Here is an 18,801-nt window from a genome sequence, read left to right on the forward strand (position 1 = left end):
CGAGAACTATAGAGATGCATTGCCCGATGGGACAACATCTGTCCCCTTGGCTGCACTTGTTTCTGGATTGAACACGAATCTCCCAGATCAGTTACCGTCAAATATTGGAAATCCCGTTTTTAGTGCCCCAAATAATGATACACTCAAGCTAGATTTTGATGTTCAGAATACATTGAACGCTAGTGAACTTGAATTAGATGAAATTGGATTGGGTGTAGACAATGCTTCAATTAGTCTTTTGGCAACGGGGAGCCTGTCTATTGAAATTGATTTAGATGCCGATGATGACGGAGAATGGTTCGAAAATGCAACAGATGTTGAATTGTCTGCAAGTGTAGAATCGATAGGTGTTTCTGTACCGAATGTTGGTGCATCGTCTTCGTTTATGGGACTGGCTGTAGTTGAAACTAGTTTGTCAGACACTACGCTAGATAGTGCCGACATTGTTGCTACATATCGGAATGCAACGACTGATGTTGGACTAGATTTGGAGTTCTCTCTTGATGCAAATGATGACTTTCCTTTTGAATTTGTAGATGTTAATGATGTTATCAAGGTGAAAGGCCCGGAAAATGGCGAATTCTCTGTGAATATGCCTAGTTTACAGCCTAAACAGGGCATAGGCAATTTCTCCCTAGAACATATTTTCGACAACAAGGTTGATTTTTCGCAGATTCCCTTTATTCACAATTGCGATTATGAAGAAGTTAAAATTTCTGACATTGTCGGAAACATACAAGAGTATTGGGCCAGAGCGTCTTTTGCGATTAATGGCGCAGTTGAAAATGGTGTTTTGAATCTTGAAAAAATCGGAACATATTTCGAAAAACTTGTTGAAGAAAAACAATCGATTCTTGGTTCTTTGCTGGAACACTTGTCTTTGGATGATGGAAACGGACATGTCGTGAACCTAGTCGGAGATGGGCAAAATGTTTTGCAAAATGTCGCCCTTTCCACATCGTATGAAGCTCCGACATCGCTTTATTTAAACATTACACCAACTATCGCCAATATGGCAACGGGAACTGATGAATTGGTGAATCTTGGATTGCTTAAACTAGGTGATCTCAATGTTGACTGCTCGGTTAGGATTAAATTAGATGTCCATATAAATTCTGCGACAGGAAAACTCTGCTTTGATAGCTTTAATCTTGACCGGTTTGATTTATTGATTTCAAAGAACAATATCAATGAAACCATTTCTTTAGGCTTGTTTAGCGCGACTGTTACAAACGGAATATTTAGCCTAACGGCAAGTTATGACGCAAATAATGGAAGTGTATTTACTGCAATACCAGAATTCTCGGTGGAATCAGCAACATTAAGGTCTGGCTCTGTGACAGTTGCAAAACTAGATTCTTCCGAAGGACCTTATGGATTCGGTTATGATTCGCTGACCGAAAACTGGATCGTGCCCGATGAGATTAAGGCGTTTGCTTCGCTTTCGGGTGAAACCCTTTCACACCAGGTTGTGGCGTATCTCCAGTCGATGCAAACCGCTCTCCGCAAACAGTTGGAAGACAATGTAAAATTGGATTTTCTGGGAGGTTCTGTCGGTGATGTTGTTGATATTGTAAATAAAGTTGATAAGGTTGTTTTTGGTTCCAGTGAAAATGCAGAAGATGGCTTGCTAAAAGTCGTTGAAGGCAGTAAGTATAAGGCTAACTTCTCAAGTGTCGAAGAATTTGTTCTTATCTTCAATGAGGCTTGGGAAAGTGTGTTTGGTGAATCGAATGCCTGTAGCTTATTCCTATTAGGGGATAATGCTCAAAATCCCATAAGCATGCTGGTGTCGAGAAATCCAGTCTCTAAAGAACTCGAAACTAGCTTGCCAACTGGATTGCCGGAAAATTTTGAATTTCAAAACTTCAGATTGGTTTTCAGTTTGCGCTTTACCGAAAGTAAAGATTTTGATTTGAATTTAGCAAAGTCGCTTGGTGATGGATTCGCAAATGTCGCTACATACGGCAACGTGTCTGCGGGGTGTAGTGCTGGAATTTCTTTTAGTTTGGATGTGAAATTTGATTATCAGACGATAAATGACGGGAACGGTGAAGACCCGGCTACTACATTGGGGGTTATTCTTGGTGAAGATAATATAGCGCTAAACGAAACTTACTACGAGTCGACCCCGTTTGACAAATTGAGTTTTAATGAAACAAGAACGGATGTAAAGCTAGATGGATCGACTGCAAATTTTGCCTTTACCTTTAAGGTGGATGACCAAATTGTATTAGTTCATAGTGGTCAAATTGATTCATCTAGTTTTGAGTGTGTTGAAACGGTTCAAGGCAAGGAAAACGAATTCACATCTGTGAATACTACTGGATTGCCGGAGATAGAGTATAACAAAAATATTAAGAAACTCATTATCAAGTCAGGAACAAAGTTTGACATATCAAATTCCGGCAGCGCAGACGCTTTTAGTGAACTTAAGTTAATCAATACTGTGCCGCAAACCTGCTTCTCAACAACATTTGATTCAAATAATTCAATTGTCATAAGTTTAAAAGGAGTAGGCAATGCTGATGATGTGGATATAACGCTTGATCTTGGTTTGATACAAACCTTTGCGACAGATCTTAACGATAAAGGCTTGTTGGATTCGCCTGATTGGAAAAAATGCTTGGATAAGTATTTGTCTTTGCAAAAGTCAGATGAAAATCAATTTGGCTTGGATGATGTATTATCAACAGGTGCTTTGGCAGAAGGTCGCTCCATCAAGAATACCTATGGGCTGTATGTTGTTGACATTAATGAAGGTACGGATGAAATTCTATTCGGATGTGACCCGTCTCTAATAAAAGGGTATAAAACAAAAAGAGAAGGCAATGGAATTAAAATCGATTCGGATTATTATACGCTTGAATCGAACTCTGGATTCAAGTATATGCGCATATCAGGCGTACTGAATGCTTCAGGTGCAATAGGAAGCCAAAAAGGTGTTTTGATAGAGAAATACTCTGAAAGTTTGGGGTATGCAAGTGAATATATAGACTTGAGTTCAGGTACGACAGACGTGGACGCTCTTCAGGAAAATTTAGATGGATTTGCGGCTGGAGCGTTTGTTGCAAAAGAAATTGAGAATAATGGTGTTGGTATCGGACTTGTTGACTCTCGTTATGTGAGTTATTGGCAAGACTTTAGCAAATTAGCAAGTGATGCTGATGTTTCTGAAATTTATAGGGTTACGATTTCGGATAATTTTTTAGCGGTCGTTGTCGGTAATGATAGCGTTCATGTTGACACAAAAAATTGCTCCGACCTAAATGATCTTTCCCGTGCAATTAAGGATTCGTTGGATGCGAATACAATTCAAGGTGTAAAGTCGGTTGTTGCTCAAAATAATCGGATAGTTTTCACGGTTGACGAAAATACTTCTTTAAGTTGGTTTGGCTATTTACATCAATTATCATCTTTGGGCTCAGATGATTTCAAAATAAAGGGTTCTTCCGCTTCGATAGATTTTGAAAGTTTGAATTTTGATGAGAATACAACGGTTCAGTCCTTTGTTACCACAATTAACACACAATTGAATGGAACGGGGGTGTATCTGTGTTATTCAGAAACGGATCCAGAATCGCATACTACTACATACTGGGACCATTTTGAATTCCGGTCAAATAGTCCCTTCTCCCTTGAAAACGTCGGCGCAAGTAAAATCCTCGAAAAATTGGGATTTACTACAATGAGGGCAAACTGCTGTGGCGATGGCGATTACCGCATTGTTGGCAAGACCTTGCTTGGCGTTGATTGGTCTAAATTATTTAGCCTTGATGAAAGTGCCGATGCCAAGGTAGAATTGTATGCGAAGGTCGATTTCTCTATTGGTAAAGCTATAGAGGTTAAAGAGGTTGATACTAGCGATCAGGAATTAATTGTAATCTCGTTGGATGAAAATGCAAATAAGAGCTCGTTTGCTGTTGGTGGATATGTTAAGTTTGGAGATGTTTACTTTAAGATTCATAATCTTGATGTAAATTCGGAAGGGAACGTCGATTCCATTACAGTTTCAAAAAATGATTGGATTGTTATCAAGGAAAATGCCTCGACTACAGTCAATTGGAATGATCCGAATATATCTTTAAGATATGTCGCCGCCATTGAGGCCACTTTCAATTTTGTTGATGTGAATCTTGTCGCTGACGGTTCAGTGCATGTTGAGGCGACTTTTACTGCAAACAAGAAGACGGATGCCAATAATGCTAACGATTCGTTCTTGAGTAACTGGGAATTCCAGAATCCTCAATTTGTGTATACATCGGCCAATCAACAATCTGAATCTTCAAATAAGTTCGAATTTGGCGGCGCTGTTGCGGTTCCTGGTTTTGACACATTCTATATCGGCGAAAACAAGATTGAACTAGAGGAAAAGAATGGTCTTCCATCAATAAAATCTGACTTCTCAGGCCTAGAGACTGCAATACATGATAAACTTTCTGATTTGTCAAATTTCTCAGTGCAAGATGTCTATGCCTTGCTTGATGGGCTTGTAGATCGTTTGACCGCCATTGCTAAGAATAGCGACATCAAAATTCCTGTTATCAATAAATCGGTTGGCGATTTGGTGAATGTCGCAAACGATATTCGAAAAATCGTGAACAATTTGCGTAAGGACAATATTGTTAGCTTGCAGGGATTGAATAATCGATTAATCAAATATCTTAATGATTTTGGTTTGACAAGTACACAGGGTAAGGAAATTTTTAAGTTAAAATACAACAATGAACTTCAGCAAATAGGCATAGAATTCAATGTTCGAAAAGCTTTTAGTTCTGTTCATAAATTTAATTTCGGTAATGGCTCAACAGGTATAAGCGGTAATGCTGATTTGAAGGTCTCAGGAGGGTTTTGGTTTGAACTTTCTGCGAATATGGATTCCTCCTTTGACTTTGTTTTGGGTGATGTAATAAAATTTGGCGCTGATATTGATATAGTTGGAGAAAAACTTTCGTTTAATTTGGGAATTGATGCTGCGGGTGATTCTGCAACTCAATCAGAAATAGCAGTTCTGCTGAAAGACTTAATTACGGTTGGTTCCAACAATAACGATGCGTTTATTTTTGGAAATGCCGCATTGATTGGAAAATTTGGTGATGAAGGAGTGTCTCTAACAACATGGAAGAAAAATGGAACTGCTGCTGATTTAAATCCTAATTGCGTCATTCCAATGGTCGTTTGTAGCAAATTGCCCATAAGTGTTTGTGGTTATTCTCTTGGCGATGTGTTGTTTGGCAAGTGGATGAACGGTGGTATTGTCAATGCCGCAAATGTTGAATCGGCAAAAGCCTATAAGTCCCAGATAGAGCAGTATTGTAGCGATTGGTTATCAGGAATAACACCTGTCGCTATCGGAGAGGCTGTAAAAGTAGTTTATGATTCTTCTAGGACGAGTAATCAAAATGATTCAGGATGTTCCTTAAGACTGAAAGAATCTGACTCTGCAAATAATGGCGATTTTGTCGTTGATTTTAGCAGTGTGTATTCTAAGATGGAGGAAATCTTAAGTGGTGATTTTGATTGGTTTGACAAGATAAAATTAGCTGTGACGGGCCTGAATCGTCTGCTAGACACCATGGAATCAAGCATTAACGGTGGCATGATGAGCGATTTGGTCAATGTGCCTGTAGTTGGCGGAACATTGAGCTCTGGAGTCGATTTCTTGAGTGATCTTAAACAGAAAATTCTTGAGCCATTCTCGAATTTTGTTTATGAATCAACCGGCATGACGGCTCAAATGGTTGCTCAAAAATTGAGTGAGCTTTTAGATGGCTATTTAATCATTCCAGGAGCAAGTGTACCTTCTATTAATGTGTCTTCTGGTGAAGAGTTATGGAAAAATGACATTAGTAACAATCTTCTATACCGACAGGGAAATGAATTTGCGGAATGGTTCTTTAGGTTAGGCGGAGATTACTCCTTTGGCTCCAATATTGGATTTGACCTTGGATATCCTGGACTTGGATTGGAAGCGGAAGGTGGATTAAACCTTAGTTTGTCCTGGTCGCTTGAATTTGGCTTTGGAGTGTCAAAGGAGAAAGGTTTCTATTTCATCTTCGGCGAAGGTGACGAAGTAAGTGCCAAGGTTTCGGGTCTTTTTGAAGATGAATCGAATGTTCTCGGCAAAATGGCCGGATTGGGCATGATGCTGGAACTTGATTCGGATGATGGCGTTGAGATTAATTTTGGCCTGAATTTCGAAGATGGAGTGTCAAATTACAGTGCCTATGAATCGGCCTTTGGCACAATGGTAATAGCTGATACATCAAAGAAACTTGTTGGGGTTGACCTTTCCCAGGCAATGGGAGTGCTTCCTCAATTTAGTTTTACCGCCAACGCAGATATTGAAACAAAAATTACTGTTGGCGTTTTGAAAGATGTCAAGTCGTCTGATACACCTAAATTTCCTAATGTAAGTGGAGATTTTGTCTTCCATTGGACAGATGGAAATATAACCCAATTGGGATTCAGTGAGATGAAACTCGATATGGGATCATTTATTAGTGGAGTTCTAGCGCCGATTGTATCCAAGATTCAAAAAGTTGTTGAACCGTTAAAACCACTAATTGATTTCTTGACAACGCCATTCCCTGTACTTAAAGACTTAGATATTATTATTACTCCGCTTAGCCTAGCCAAGGAATTTAGTAAAGGCAAATTTGATGATAGCATGGTCTATGCCATCAAAGATTTAATTGATTTGAGTGAAAAAATTGCTGCATTTGGAAATAATAAGAGTCTTTTAATTTCTTTAGGAAGCATGCCGTTAATAGGAGGTATGGGCGGAAACAAGGAAAAAAGTGAGGCCTTCTTAAAAGGGCAAACAGCTGCGTCTGATTTTGCAAAGATGCTTGATGATAAGAAAAATAATTTCCTATCAGGATATGAAAACGCCTCTAAGGATGCGTCATCGGCCCTTTCTGGTAATGGATTGCAAGTGGGTGATGGTTCTTGGCGATTTATCTGGGACAAACCGACTGACATTTTCAAACTGCTGCTCGGTCAAGATATTGACTTGGTCCATTATGATATGCCCAAGCTCAGTTTTGACTTTGACTGGGATACATTCATTCGTATTTGGGCTCCGCTTGGCGTTCGTTTAGGAGTGTCTTTCAATGCGAATATAGACCTTGCCTTTGGCTATGATACCTTAGGTATTCGACAGTGGGTGGGTAGCGACTATAAGGACTTTAGCCGATTGTTAAATGGTTTCTACGTAGATGACCTTGATGGAAAGGGTAATGATAAAAATGAGCTCTCTTTCTATGGTGGGTTAAAAGCCTCTGCCGAACTAAATGCTGGCGTGAGTGCTGGTGTAGGTGGTGGTGTAGGCATCAATGTAGGCTTCAATTTATTTGATCCGAACAAGGATGGTAAACTTCGCCTGAACGAAATTGAACGAGTATTCAAGGAAGAAGGCCTTTTTGGCATGTTCGATGTAAATGGAGCCATTACAGCCAAGTTGTATGCCTACCTTGATTTATTGTTCTATACCAAGAAGTGGAACATTACGGACGACATCACCCTATTTGAATTTAATTATGAACATCATTTAAGCCCTGTAATGATTTCAAAGTCGGGTGATGATGTCGTTGCGAATATTGGTTCTAATGCATCGAGCCGTGTAGCGACCAATGATTTGAATAAGACTCTGGATGATGGTGATGAAATACTAGAATTAGATGTTAATGGTAGCGAAGTCTTTGATAAATATGGGCATTCAGAAAAGGTTGATGGAAGGCTTATCATCAATGCCGAAAAGGGGAATGATAAGATATATATTAAGTTAGCTGAAGAAGATGATGTTGAAGCAGCAGATTTTGATATCGAAATCAATGGCGGCGATGGGGACGATTACATTGACCTTTCTGGATTGCAAATGGCAAGTAATCGCACCGTATTTATATGGGGTGGTGCCGGCAACGACACTATCATCGGTGCTGATGGCTTGAACATAATTTTTGGCGATATTGGGACAGTTCGCAAGAATGACGATAAATATATTATTGAAGCGAATGTTGACCCTGGTGTTGCCGGGAACGATATAATTTTAGGGGGCTCCAAGAAGGATATTATCTTCGGTGGCGCCGGAGATGACCAAATTGATGGCGGTGCTGGCGCTGATTTTATTTTCGGCGATGGTGGCCGTTACGATGAAACGGGCTCCATTCCCCAAATTGATAGGACCGATATCAGCCTCGATGGCGGTAACGATACGCTAATCGGTGGCGATGGCAATGATGCTATTTATGGCGGTGGTGGTGACGACCATGTTGATGGCGGTGCCGGGAATGATGAAATTTATGGCGAAAGAGGCCATGACCGCATTATGGGTGGCTCGGACGATGACACCATCCATGGTGGCGATGGGATGGATATTGTCTTTGGCGACAGAATAAATAGTACCCCGATGGACCTTGCTGCGCCCTTTGCCGTTGACATGTCTGCTGATAAAAAGACTGCTGCATTCAGTCAGGAATTTATTGATGCTCAGTTCAAGAACGGAACGTCCGCTTCTGAGGATGAGTTTAAGATAAAGTTAGTTGACGAATTGAATAATCCAGTAAAATATGCCCAAGAAATTAAAGCGGCTATAAACGATGATAATAATGATGATTTTGCTGATTATTCTTCCGATTTAAAAACGAATGGTTCTGATACAATCTACGGCGATGACGGTAATGACCTGCTCTTCGGTGATGATGGTGCTGATAACACTGATGGCGGAGCCGATAAGATTTACGGTGGCATAGGCAATGACATTATCGACGGCGATGGTGGAAACGATACCATCAGCGGCGGCATTGACAACGACTTGATTTATGGTGGTGCCGATGACGATATCATTGACGGTGGTGCCGGCAACGATATGCTGTACGGCGACAATGGTGTGGCCGATTACGATTCAAGTACATTAACTCTTGAAAATAAATTATCTGGTAAATCGGATAATGTCGATAAGGTTGTTTTCGGCGATAATCTTGGCTTGCATGGCGAATTATATGCCAATGCAAAGCTAAAACCCAATGCCAATGGGGGTAATGACAAAATAACTACTGGCCCGGGCATGGACTTCGTTGATGGTCAGGGCGGTAGCGACAAGATTACCGTTAAGTTGATGGGCGACAGTACCACGAATTACACCAATGTGACTGATTCGGGGTTGGATGGTTCCGATACACTTGTTGTTGAAGGCACGGAAAGTATTGACCGCTTGCTGTTGCGTCAGAATGAAAAACAAGACTTGGGCTTTGTTGCACTTCTGCCAATTACAGAAAATGATTTTGACTCTGAAATTAGCGAGACTGTAAAAAAGAATCTCAATTCCAACATTGAACGCGTGAACTACACCCAGGGAGTCGATGTCCTGAATGTTAACGCAAATGGCGGCGATGACCAGGTGTATATCGATGGAACCGCGCAAACGACCAATGTTGATGGCGGTGCAGGGGCCGATAAATTCTATGTTGGACAACTCTACAATTCTGACAGGGTTACCGGCACTTCGGCCAATATCCAACCTGTTGATGAATTCAATGCGACAAAGACGAACGAAGAGTCGTACCTAAGCGATGGTGTATCCAGTGGAACAAAACTCAATATTGAAGGTGGCTCCGGTGCCGATGAATTTGTTGCACTGAACAATGTGGGCGCGCTTAGTATGTCCGGTGGCCGTGGCGACGACACCTTCAGTGTATACTCTTTCCGCAAGGAAGATGGGGTAACTCCGTTTGACCGTGGTGCAATGACCATTGACGGCGGAAAAGATACGGATACGCTGAATGTTCGTGGAACCGATGCCGAGGATGTATTCGTCGTGACTAAGGAGGGCATGCTGAGCGACCTTGTTGCCATCAAGGCTGCCGGTGTCGAAAGTACTCAGTTCGATGCCGCTGCCGGTGACGATATGTTCTATGTCGTGGGCAACAAGTCTACCGATGTGACAGAACTTAATGGCGGTAAGGGCAACGATACCTTTAGCATGGGCGGTCTCGACAAGGAATACACACTCCGAAGCGCCAATACTGACGGTCAGACTGTTGATGTCAAGTATGAATTCGTTGATGCAAATGGTGTAGCCGATACGAGCAAGGAATCCTTGACGGAAAGTTTTACTGTCGTTGATTCCGATAGTGCGCCTGCCGTTTTCATCGTTGAAAACAAAGGAACTCAAAACCAACCTGACTTTGAAATACAAGAATCCTATGAAGTGTTTCTTTCAAGTGAAAATGCTGCTCCGGTGTCCTTCTTTGTTGGGTGTGCCGGACTTCAAAATAACCAAACTCTTGATGTGACGATAAGCGCGCCTGTTCCCTCAACGGTGGACTCCAATCGTGGAGACAGGGGCTTCCTTGTAGGATATAGGAAAAATGCGGGAGGTGGCATTGAGTGGGGAGAGACCATAACGGTCCATCCGACAAATAATACCCCTGTAGAAGTCTTTGTAAAGGCTCTTCAAGATGATTTAATCGAAGAAGGCGTTCGTAAGGCTATCGCAATTTCGAGTACATGGAACAATGGTTCCGCCAAGAATGTCTTGACGAAATCCGTGACTTCCGTGGGACTTGTATTTGCTGGAGAAAACAGAGACGGCGATGTTGTCGCGGGAAGACCGCTAGTCCGTACCGAAGAATTCATTATTGGCGCAAGCAACGAGTTCAAGGTGAATTCCATCTATGTGCCACAGCCCGATTCAAATGAAGCTGCTGCAAACCAGGTCCTTTCTTTCTATGTGGACGGAGTAAAGCAAAATTGGTCAACTAGTGATTATAATTTATCCGGCAATGTAGTAACGATCAACCCGAATCTTTTACAAGCTGAAAAAACACTTACAATATGTGTGCGTTCAAATGTTCTCCGTGTTGACGATTCCAAGGTGTACCTTGCTTACGAGGACATGGATATAGATTCGATTACAATCGGCAAAAAAACTGTTTGTGAATATACAGAAGGTTGTGATAGATACTATGAACTCAATGGCAATGTAATTACGTTCTACAACGGCATTACAAGACAACCGATGACAGTTCATGATGCAGTGATTGTGAATGCGAGTTTGCCGAATTGCTACGATTGGGAAAACTTTGAACAAACAACCCCGAATGCGTCTAGTTTGTCGAGCGACTTGCTGAATATTTTTGAGCACAATTCTGTATTGTCCGAATCTGGAAGGAGTGATTTTACAAGCACTTCTTACAATGTTGAATACAAAGGCCAGTTGTCTGATGGTCAAACCGTATATGTAAAAATTACTCCGACCCAGCTGTTGGCAAATTCGGAAGCCGTTACGGAAAGCAAGCGTCTGGTCGTTTCATGTTCCGGCTTTAGTTCCCAGGCTGATGGCTCCATTATTGTAAGTTTCGATAGTGAGAATAAGAGTCGTTCCATTACCGTAACTGCAGTTCCCGATAACGCTTTGGATGATTATGGAGTCACCAAAGTGGGTGAAAAAGACAAAAAAATCAATGACATTGATGGTGCCGTATACGCTTATGGTTACGGCAAGAGCATGATGCTTGATACCGGCAACCCGGCCATGCTTAATTACAAGCATGTTGTTGAGGGGCAAAGCGGCATGCAGCAGGCCTCGAACTTTAATGAACTGAACAATTTTGACGAAGGTAAGTTGTTCAGTCTCCAGGTTGTCGATGGCGTTGCAAAGATAGACTTCTCTTCGTTATCCGAAGAACAGGCCGCTGTCTTGAATAGTGTCATTGAGACAGAATGGAATGAAAACTTGTCTGATTCGCAGATATTGTCCCTGTTCTACCACAAGACTTTCAAGTGGGTCAACCAGACGACAAAGAATGTCGGAACAACTAAGGAGCCCGTTAATCAAATTGAGTCCACGGTTGCAGACAAGTGGTTTAGAATTGAGAATGCTTCTTACGATTCAAGTTCGCATATATTAACCCTTGTCTTGAACGAGCCTGTTGTTTTGCCTACTGGTGGTGTTAACTTTGCCCTGATTTCGGGCAATAGGGATTCCCTGTTTGTTGACGAGATGGCGTCTGTGGACCGCTTGTTTGTAAATAACCAGCAGGATAGTGTTGATGCCCGTGCATCGCTTACTGGGTTTGTGAATAACAATAGGAATGAAGCCGAAAAGAATGTTGATGCCTATGACTCGCATGCTGTTCGCTTTACCCATACGGAACTTGAAGCGTTCCCCGAAAAGCAACTTGCCGAAAATGATGATCCTCTGATGATGCAGAGCGGCATCACTGCGGCGCAGATGGAATATGCCGAATACAATCTGGGTAAGGGCAAGGATACTGTTGATATCAACAAGACGCTCTACCGAGAAGATGCTTACAGGACATACACGGTAGTGAATACGGGTAATGTTGCAGAAGATTCGACTGCCGGGTTTGGGGCTCATCTTGGTGATGCGGGAATCGCTGCTGAAAATGCCGCTAACGGTGCTTTGTTCAATGATGGCGTTTACCATTACGGCTTGACGCCTATTGCAAACAATGGTGTTAATGTTGTTCGCGAAGAATCTGACACCAAAGTTTACTATGTCGAAGCGATAATCAAGAAGCAAGATGTTCCCCCTGCTGAAGCCGATAATTTTGTTACCCAGCGTCGCGAGGTAAAGGGCTCGTTCTCGAACCAGTATGGTTTCGATATCGAATATGATTTTATCCTTGCCGAAGGTGAATATATAGACGGTTTCCGTTTCTATCAGGCGGAGTTCGATGACGATATCAAGGTGAATAGCTACCAGGCGGACCATACAGGAAGCTTGATTTGTTCCGGGACAATTTCTTCACAGCAGCCTGAGCTGAACCAGGGTGTTGTTACATACAGCTATATAATAGATTCGGATGATTCGAGTTTGTTCGTGTCTCGGAAGGATGCGTTTGATTCGCACAAGGCTACAGCCGACAACATCCACAAGGATGCGCCGAACGGCTACGAGTTCACCATGTTCGTGGATGCCACGCTGAGCGACGGCAGCGTTCAGCGCCGTGCCGTTTCTGAACTGACCAGTAGTTCGTTCTCGATTTCACGCGACTTTACCTTGACAGCGGGAATTTCGATTGTATCGCTCAAGTTCGCCTATGGCTACGAGGGCGACGGCCAGCTGGTCATCAACGCGCAGTCGGGCCACGACAGGATTGACGCTTCGAGTACGGATGTGACCCGCAACGATATGGTCGCATTTGGCGGCCTCGGTGATGACCACATTACCATGAACAAGGGCGGTATAGCTTTCGGCGATCGTGGCCAGGTACTTTACGATAATGGCCAGGTGAACGGCGTAGATGTTGGTGATACGGTGCTCGGCTCTACGGTTAACAACATTGATACCGAAAATCCCGCGTTCATTGACGACTATACTACTGGAATCGGCAAGACTCCGGGACGCACGGCCGACGAGAAGGGAAATCCCGTGCACCGTCTGCAGACGGACGGCGTGAACCGCGATGCCTACAGGATTCAGTCGGTAGATGCCGAAAATGGTGGCACCGACATGATTAAGGTCGGTGGCACGAATAGTGTCGTTGTCGGCGGTGCTGAGAATGATGTAATAGTTATCGGTGGCGACAAGAACGTTGCCCTGGGCGACAATGGCCGCGTGAAATACAATAACGCCGGAAATGACGAAGCCGTTTATGGCGACAAGCTTGGCCTCGGCATGCATATTGTCGAAACGACCAACGACAGTATTGGCGGGGTAGATAACATCGTTATTGCGGGCGACAAGAATGTTGCCATGGGTGGTGCCGAGGGTGATTCTATCCGCATCACGGGTGCAGACAATGTGGCTATCGGCGATGGTGGCCGCTATACAATCGAGGAAACTCGTCTGTATGCCGAAAGCAAGAGCGAACAGCATGGTGGTCAGGACTTTATCAGCACGGGTGACGGCAAGAATGCCGTCATCGGTGGAACCGCCAATGACGTAATCCGCACGGGTGCGGGTAACGATGCCATTGTTGGCGATGGTGGCAAGGTCATTATGGACACCGACCGCAATGCGCTGATGGTCTCCAACGAGGGTTACAATGTTGGAACCGACCTGGGAACGGCCGGTGCCGATGACATTGACGCTGGCAACGGTGACAATGTGGTGTTCGGCGGCCTTGATGGTGACGATATCCGTACCGGGACAGGGAAGGATGTCGTGTTCGGCGACAATGGCTTTGCGACCTTCAGGGGCAACGCCGCTGAAGCGGAAGAACAGGTGACCGATACGCAGAGCATTCCCGAGACCCGCACCGAGGCGACGCTCTCGTTCAACTTCATGGGTGCATCGCAGACGGGGCTTTCGTCGGAAGATGTTGCGGGTGCGGCAGATTTCGCGAAGGCGAACTGGAACAATGTGGGCGGGAGCCTTGCCGGGACTTACGGCAATGATGACCGCGAGATTGTGCGCTTTGACGACAACACCCGCGCAAGCGCCGTGAGCGTGAGCTACGGCGGCATCGAGAGCCACCGCAATACGAGCACCGACAACCGTATCAACCTGCAGGCCTACGGCCATAACCTCTCGAACGCCTCTACCGATGCCGATGCGGCGCTCATGAACAGCGGCTACATGACTACCGCCCCGGGCAACCAGTGCGACAACAAGCTCGAAGTCGCCGTGGATGGCCTTGCGCAGTACTTTACCGACTATCACGTGGCCGTTTACCTTGACATGCCCGACGCGAACTCCTGGGAAGGCCAGAGCATCCGCAAGGTGAGCCTCTACATAGGCAGTTCGGCCACGGCGTACGCAAGCTACTACGTGAACGACTGCGCCGGTTCCAACTTCAACGGCACCTACAAGCGTTCCGAATACACCAGCGCCGAGGCGATTTTGGCAGACCTTGCGCACAATGCGGCGGTTCTCTCAGGTGAATTGACTGGCGAAGATGCCGTGCTGATAGACACCACGGGCAACTACGTGGTGTTCGAGGTTCCAGCGGGTGTTGCCGCCGACAACTTCCGCGTGATTATCGAGGACGGCTACACGCTCGACAACATCAACGGCAAGGACATTCCGGGCATAGCCGCCATCCAGGTGAAGGGAACCCTCCACGCGCAGGATGTGGCCGCCTCTACCGACATTGCTCATGGCGGAGCCGACACGGTTTACACTTCCGGTGGCGACGACATCGTGGTGGGCGGCACGGGTGGCGACACCTTGACGACCTACGGCGACGAACGCTACGGCATTTACGACAACGATGTTGTGTTCGGCGACAATGCCAAGATGGTGTTCACCGACCGCGACAGCTCCGAGGCCACGGCCTCCACGCTCTCGCTTGCCGAGTCGCTTGATTCACGCACGGTGGCGGGCGACTACAACGACCATATTTACACGGGCGATGGCAACGATGTCGTCGTGGGCGGCCAGGGGGCCGACCACATCGAATCCGGCGCGACCGCCGCAGCCGAAGCGATGCTCGACGGAATCCAGGTTGCTTCGTTCAACTTTACCCGCGAGAACGCGACCGCAAGCGAGATGGTTGGGGAGACGGCGGGTGTTGTCGCGGATAACGACTGGACGAACCTCTACATAAAGAACAACGGCCTGCATGTCGTTGGCGAGAACTACACCAACGCCCCCGTGACGCACGACGGCATAGGCATTTCGCTTGTTGCCTACGATACCGCCGTGGGCGACGGGACGCAGAATTCGAGCCTGATGCCGAAGGACGACGCCCAGCTTGACGGCGACACCTCGAATTCCAAGCTGTTCAACGCCTACTATGCTGCCCAACAGCAGCAGGAAATCAAGCTCACGCTTACGAACCTTGATTCCTTCGCGGACGGTGCACCCTGCGACGTGTATGTGTACCTCGGCGGCGACCAGCAGAACACGGACACCTACAACTACCTGTTCGATATCTGGGGTCACCAGTCTAGCGGCAATACGCCTGACCAGCACTACTATCTGAACGACTGGACGGGTAGCCATTTCGACGGCGACTACCGCCTTGTGGAATGCGCGACCGCCCCGACTGCCGATGAACTGCTTTCGCAGGTTGCGCCCGACATGCGCCTGGTTGGCAACTACGTGGTGTTCCACGGTGTGAGCTCCGCTACCTTCGAGGTGCGAATCAGGAACCTGTTCACCGACACGAACCAGTGGCCGCTGAACCTGCCCGTGATAACCGCCGTGCAGGTGGTGGCGGGCACGAACCGCGAAGAGGATATCGCCGTGGGCGGCGACCACGACAAGGACCTGGTCTTTGGTGACGACGCCCGCGTGACATTCGATATCGACGCTCCGTTCGCCCGCAACGAGAACCTGGCCGACTACGCGAACCGAGCCATCGAGGCCGAGAGTATGCATTTCGACGGCGCAGCCGTGGAAATCCCGCTGGACGAGAACGACGAACCTGTCGAGACGGGCGACACCATCTTGACGGGCAAGGACCGCGACGTGATTGTCGGTGGCGACTTCGGCGATACGATTACCATGGGCGACGGCGACGATGTGGCCCTTGGCGACAATGCCTCGTTGATCCTCGAACACAACAACCCCGTGGGCGTGTTTGCACCGAGCGTGGAAATCATGCTGGAACAGCATACGGTGACGACATCGACGCCTGAGGTATTCCTGGGCAACAACGATACCGATGCCGGGGATATCCAAGACAAGTTCGAGAACGGGGGAGTGCCGGGAGTCACCCCGGAAACATCTGCGAATGGGGATACCGATTTTTACGCGGATGTCACGAACAAGGATTGGGTCCTGCAGCAGGAGGCGACCCCTGGCAAGATTTCGCGCATTGTGGATGTTTCCAGTGCGCAGGTGATTACCTTTGCCGAGGGCGAGACGATGTTGCTGGTAAGCGACACCTGGCCAGGCAAGGACAATCCGTGGTGGAACCCGAACATCGTGTTGATTTCTGATGGTCAGGGCCATAGCGTCCCCGCCCTTGCATGGGAATGGGACGTGAACGGCACAACCATGACGGCCTCGACGCAATCGGGCTACTACTTCGCTGTCGATATTCCCGACACTCCCAATGGCGATAACCGCTACGAAATCCGCGTGACTGCACTCACCGCAGGCACCGCCGTCATTTCTATCGGGTAGTTTTTACTAATTTTGGCAACTAAATAAAGGACCAAGATGATTAAAGAATTTCAAGTTCAAAATTTTGGCTGTATCGACTCGATTAGGGTTGAAAACCTGAAAGGCATTAACTTGATTGTCGGCCCGAATTCTTGCGGAAAATCGACATTGCTCAAGGTCCTGTATGCGGCCAAGCGTTCTGCCGAACTTTTCCAGCGCGGAAAGAACGATGAAAGTTACCAGAGGCTTTTGCACAAGAAGCTTCGGTGGACTTTTCAGGTGGATTCGCTCCAGTCGCTGATAAAGAGAGATGCCTCGCTGTCGGCCAATGTGCAGTTCAAGGCGGATAAGGCCGAGGTGAATTTTAGCATTGCTAAGAAGAAAGAGGCCCCGGTGTGTTCGCCGTTCTTTAATAAGGTGAAACCGACTCCGGTCAATTCTGTTTTTCTCCCCGCCAAGGAAATTCTCTCTCTCCAAAAACTTGTCATCAAGACCCATGATTTGGATATGGAGTTTGGCTTTGACGAAACCTATTATGATTTGGCGATGGCGCTGAACTCGCCAACGACAAAGGGCAAGAATCCGGGCGGTTTTGCCAATAGCCGAAAGATGTTGAAAGATATTACCGGTGGAGTGGTCAGTTTTGACGCCAAGGAAAACCGCTGGTTCCTTAAGAAGGATGGACATACATTCCCCATAGAACTTGCATCCGACGGCATCAAGAAAATCGGTATTCTTGACACCCTGCTTGGGAACAGATTCTTGACAAAGTCCTCCGTTGTTTTTATTGACGAACTTGAATCGTCCCTGCACCCTACGGCAATCTCCAAGTTTTTGGATATTGTCTATGAACTTTCTGCATGCGGGGTGCAGTTCATTATTTCTTCGCATTCCTATTTTGTCGTAAAAAAACTATACCTGCTTGCCCAGAAAAATCGTCAGTCAATTCCTATTATTTCCCTTGATGGGGGCTATAGGGTAGATGATTTGCTGGATGGCATCCCAGAAGACAACCAGATTATAGCCGAATCGATTCGCCTTTACGAAGAAGAGATTGACCTGTGAGTACGGTAACTTTTGAAGAATCGGGAATGCAGTTTGGTCCCTTCGAAAATAAGGATGTCTTTGCTGCAGAAAAATTTTCCCAAAAGAAGCACCTTGTTAGTAAAAGTGTTGAATTCGTCTTGTTTCGTGGAAAAAAAGCCATCTTTTTAGAAGCAAAGAGTTCCATTCCGCAAAGCAGTGACGACATTAATAAAAATTTTCTTCCTTCTATAGCGGAAAAACTTTCCGACACATTACACCTTGTTGCTAGTGACTATATGAAAATTCTTTCTGAAAGGGATTCATTGCTAGATCCGTTAAAAGGAAGAAATTGGGAACAGCTTTCGATTAACTACTATGTGGTTCTTAAGGGAATGCCCAAAGATCAGTTGCCTGCTTTGGTAACGTATATTTTCTTTCGCAAATTCCACTAAGGGGGTAAAAAAATAGGATGTTCCAATTTTTAGATTTGAAATAACCACAAATCAAACTAAAAAGGACCATCCTATGGAAAGAAATATAATCAAAATCGACGAAGCCGGACTCAAGGACGACCTGAAAACGCTCATCCGGGGCACGGTCGAGGACACGCTCAACGCGATGCTAGACGAGGAGGCGGCAGACCTCTGCAATGCCGAGAAGCACGAACGCTCCGAAGGCCGCAGGAACTACCGCAGCGGCCACTACCACAGGAAACTGCTCACGGGTGCGGGAGAGCTCGACATCGCCGTCCC

At 45.8% G+C, this 18,801-nt stretch carries 4 protein-coding genes; all 4 read left to right on the top strand.

The window, feature by feature from the left end; translation table 11 throughout:
* Positions 1-172: 172 nt before the first annotated feature.
* Positions 173-17,044 (top strand): calcium-binding protein, encoded by a 16,872-nt coding sequence (locus tag BUC02_RS14450; protein ID WP_139261206.1) that lies wholly within the window; start codon positions 173-175, stop codon positions 17,042-17,044.
* 36 nt (positions 17,045-17,080) lie between these two features.
* Positions 17,081-18,088, top strand: a complete 1,008-nt coding sequence (locus BUC02_RS14455) for an ATP-binding protein (protein WP_073323736.1) — start codon at positions 17,081-17,083, stop codon at positions 18,086-18,088.
* Positions 18,085-18,501, top strand: a complete 417-nt coding sequence (locus tag BUC02_RS14460; protein ID WP_139261208.1) for a hypothetical protein — start codon at positions 18,085-18,087, stop codon at positions 18,499-18,501. The genes BUC02_RS14455 and BUC02_RS14460 overlap by 4 nt, the downstream gene beginning before the upstream one ends.
* 73 nt (positions 18,502-18,574) lie before the next feature.
* Positions 18,575-18,801, top strand: a 227-nt coding sequence (locus BUC02_RS14465; protein WP_175549868.1) for a transposase, incomplete at its 3' end; no start/stop codon positions are given.

Origin of the sequence: Fibrobacter sp. UWOV1, from assembly GCF_900142495.1 — a bacterium.
GTDB lineage: Bacteria > Fibrobacterota > Fibrobacteria > Fibrobacterales > Fibrobacteraceae > Fibrobacter.

Coding starts and splice junctions, on each gene's coding strand:
- BUC02_RS14455 (WP_073323736.1), top strand. CDS start 17,081: ATGATTAAAGAATTTCAAGTTCAAAATTTTGGCTGTATCGACTCGATT.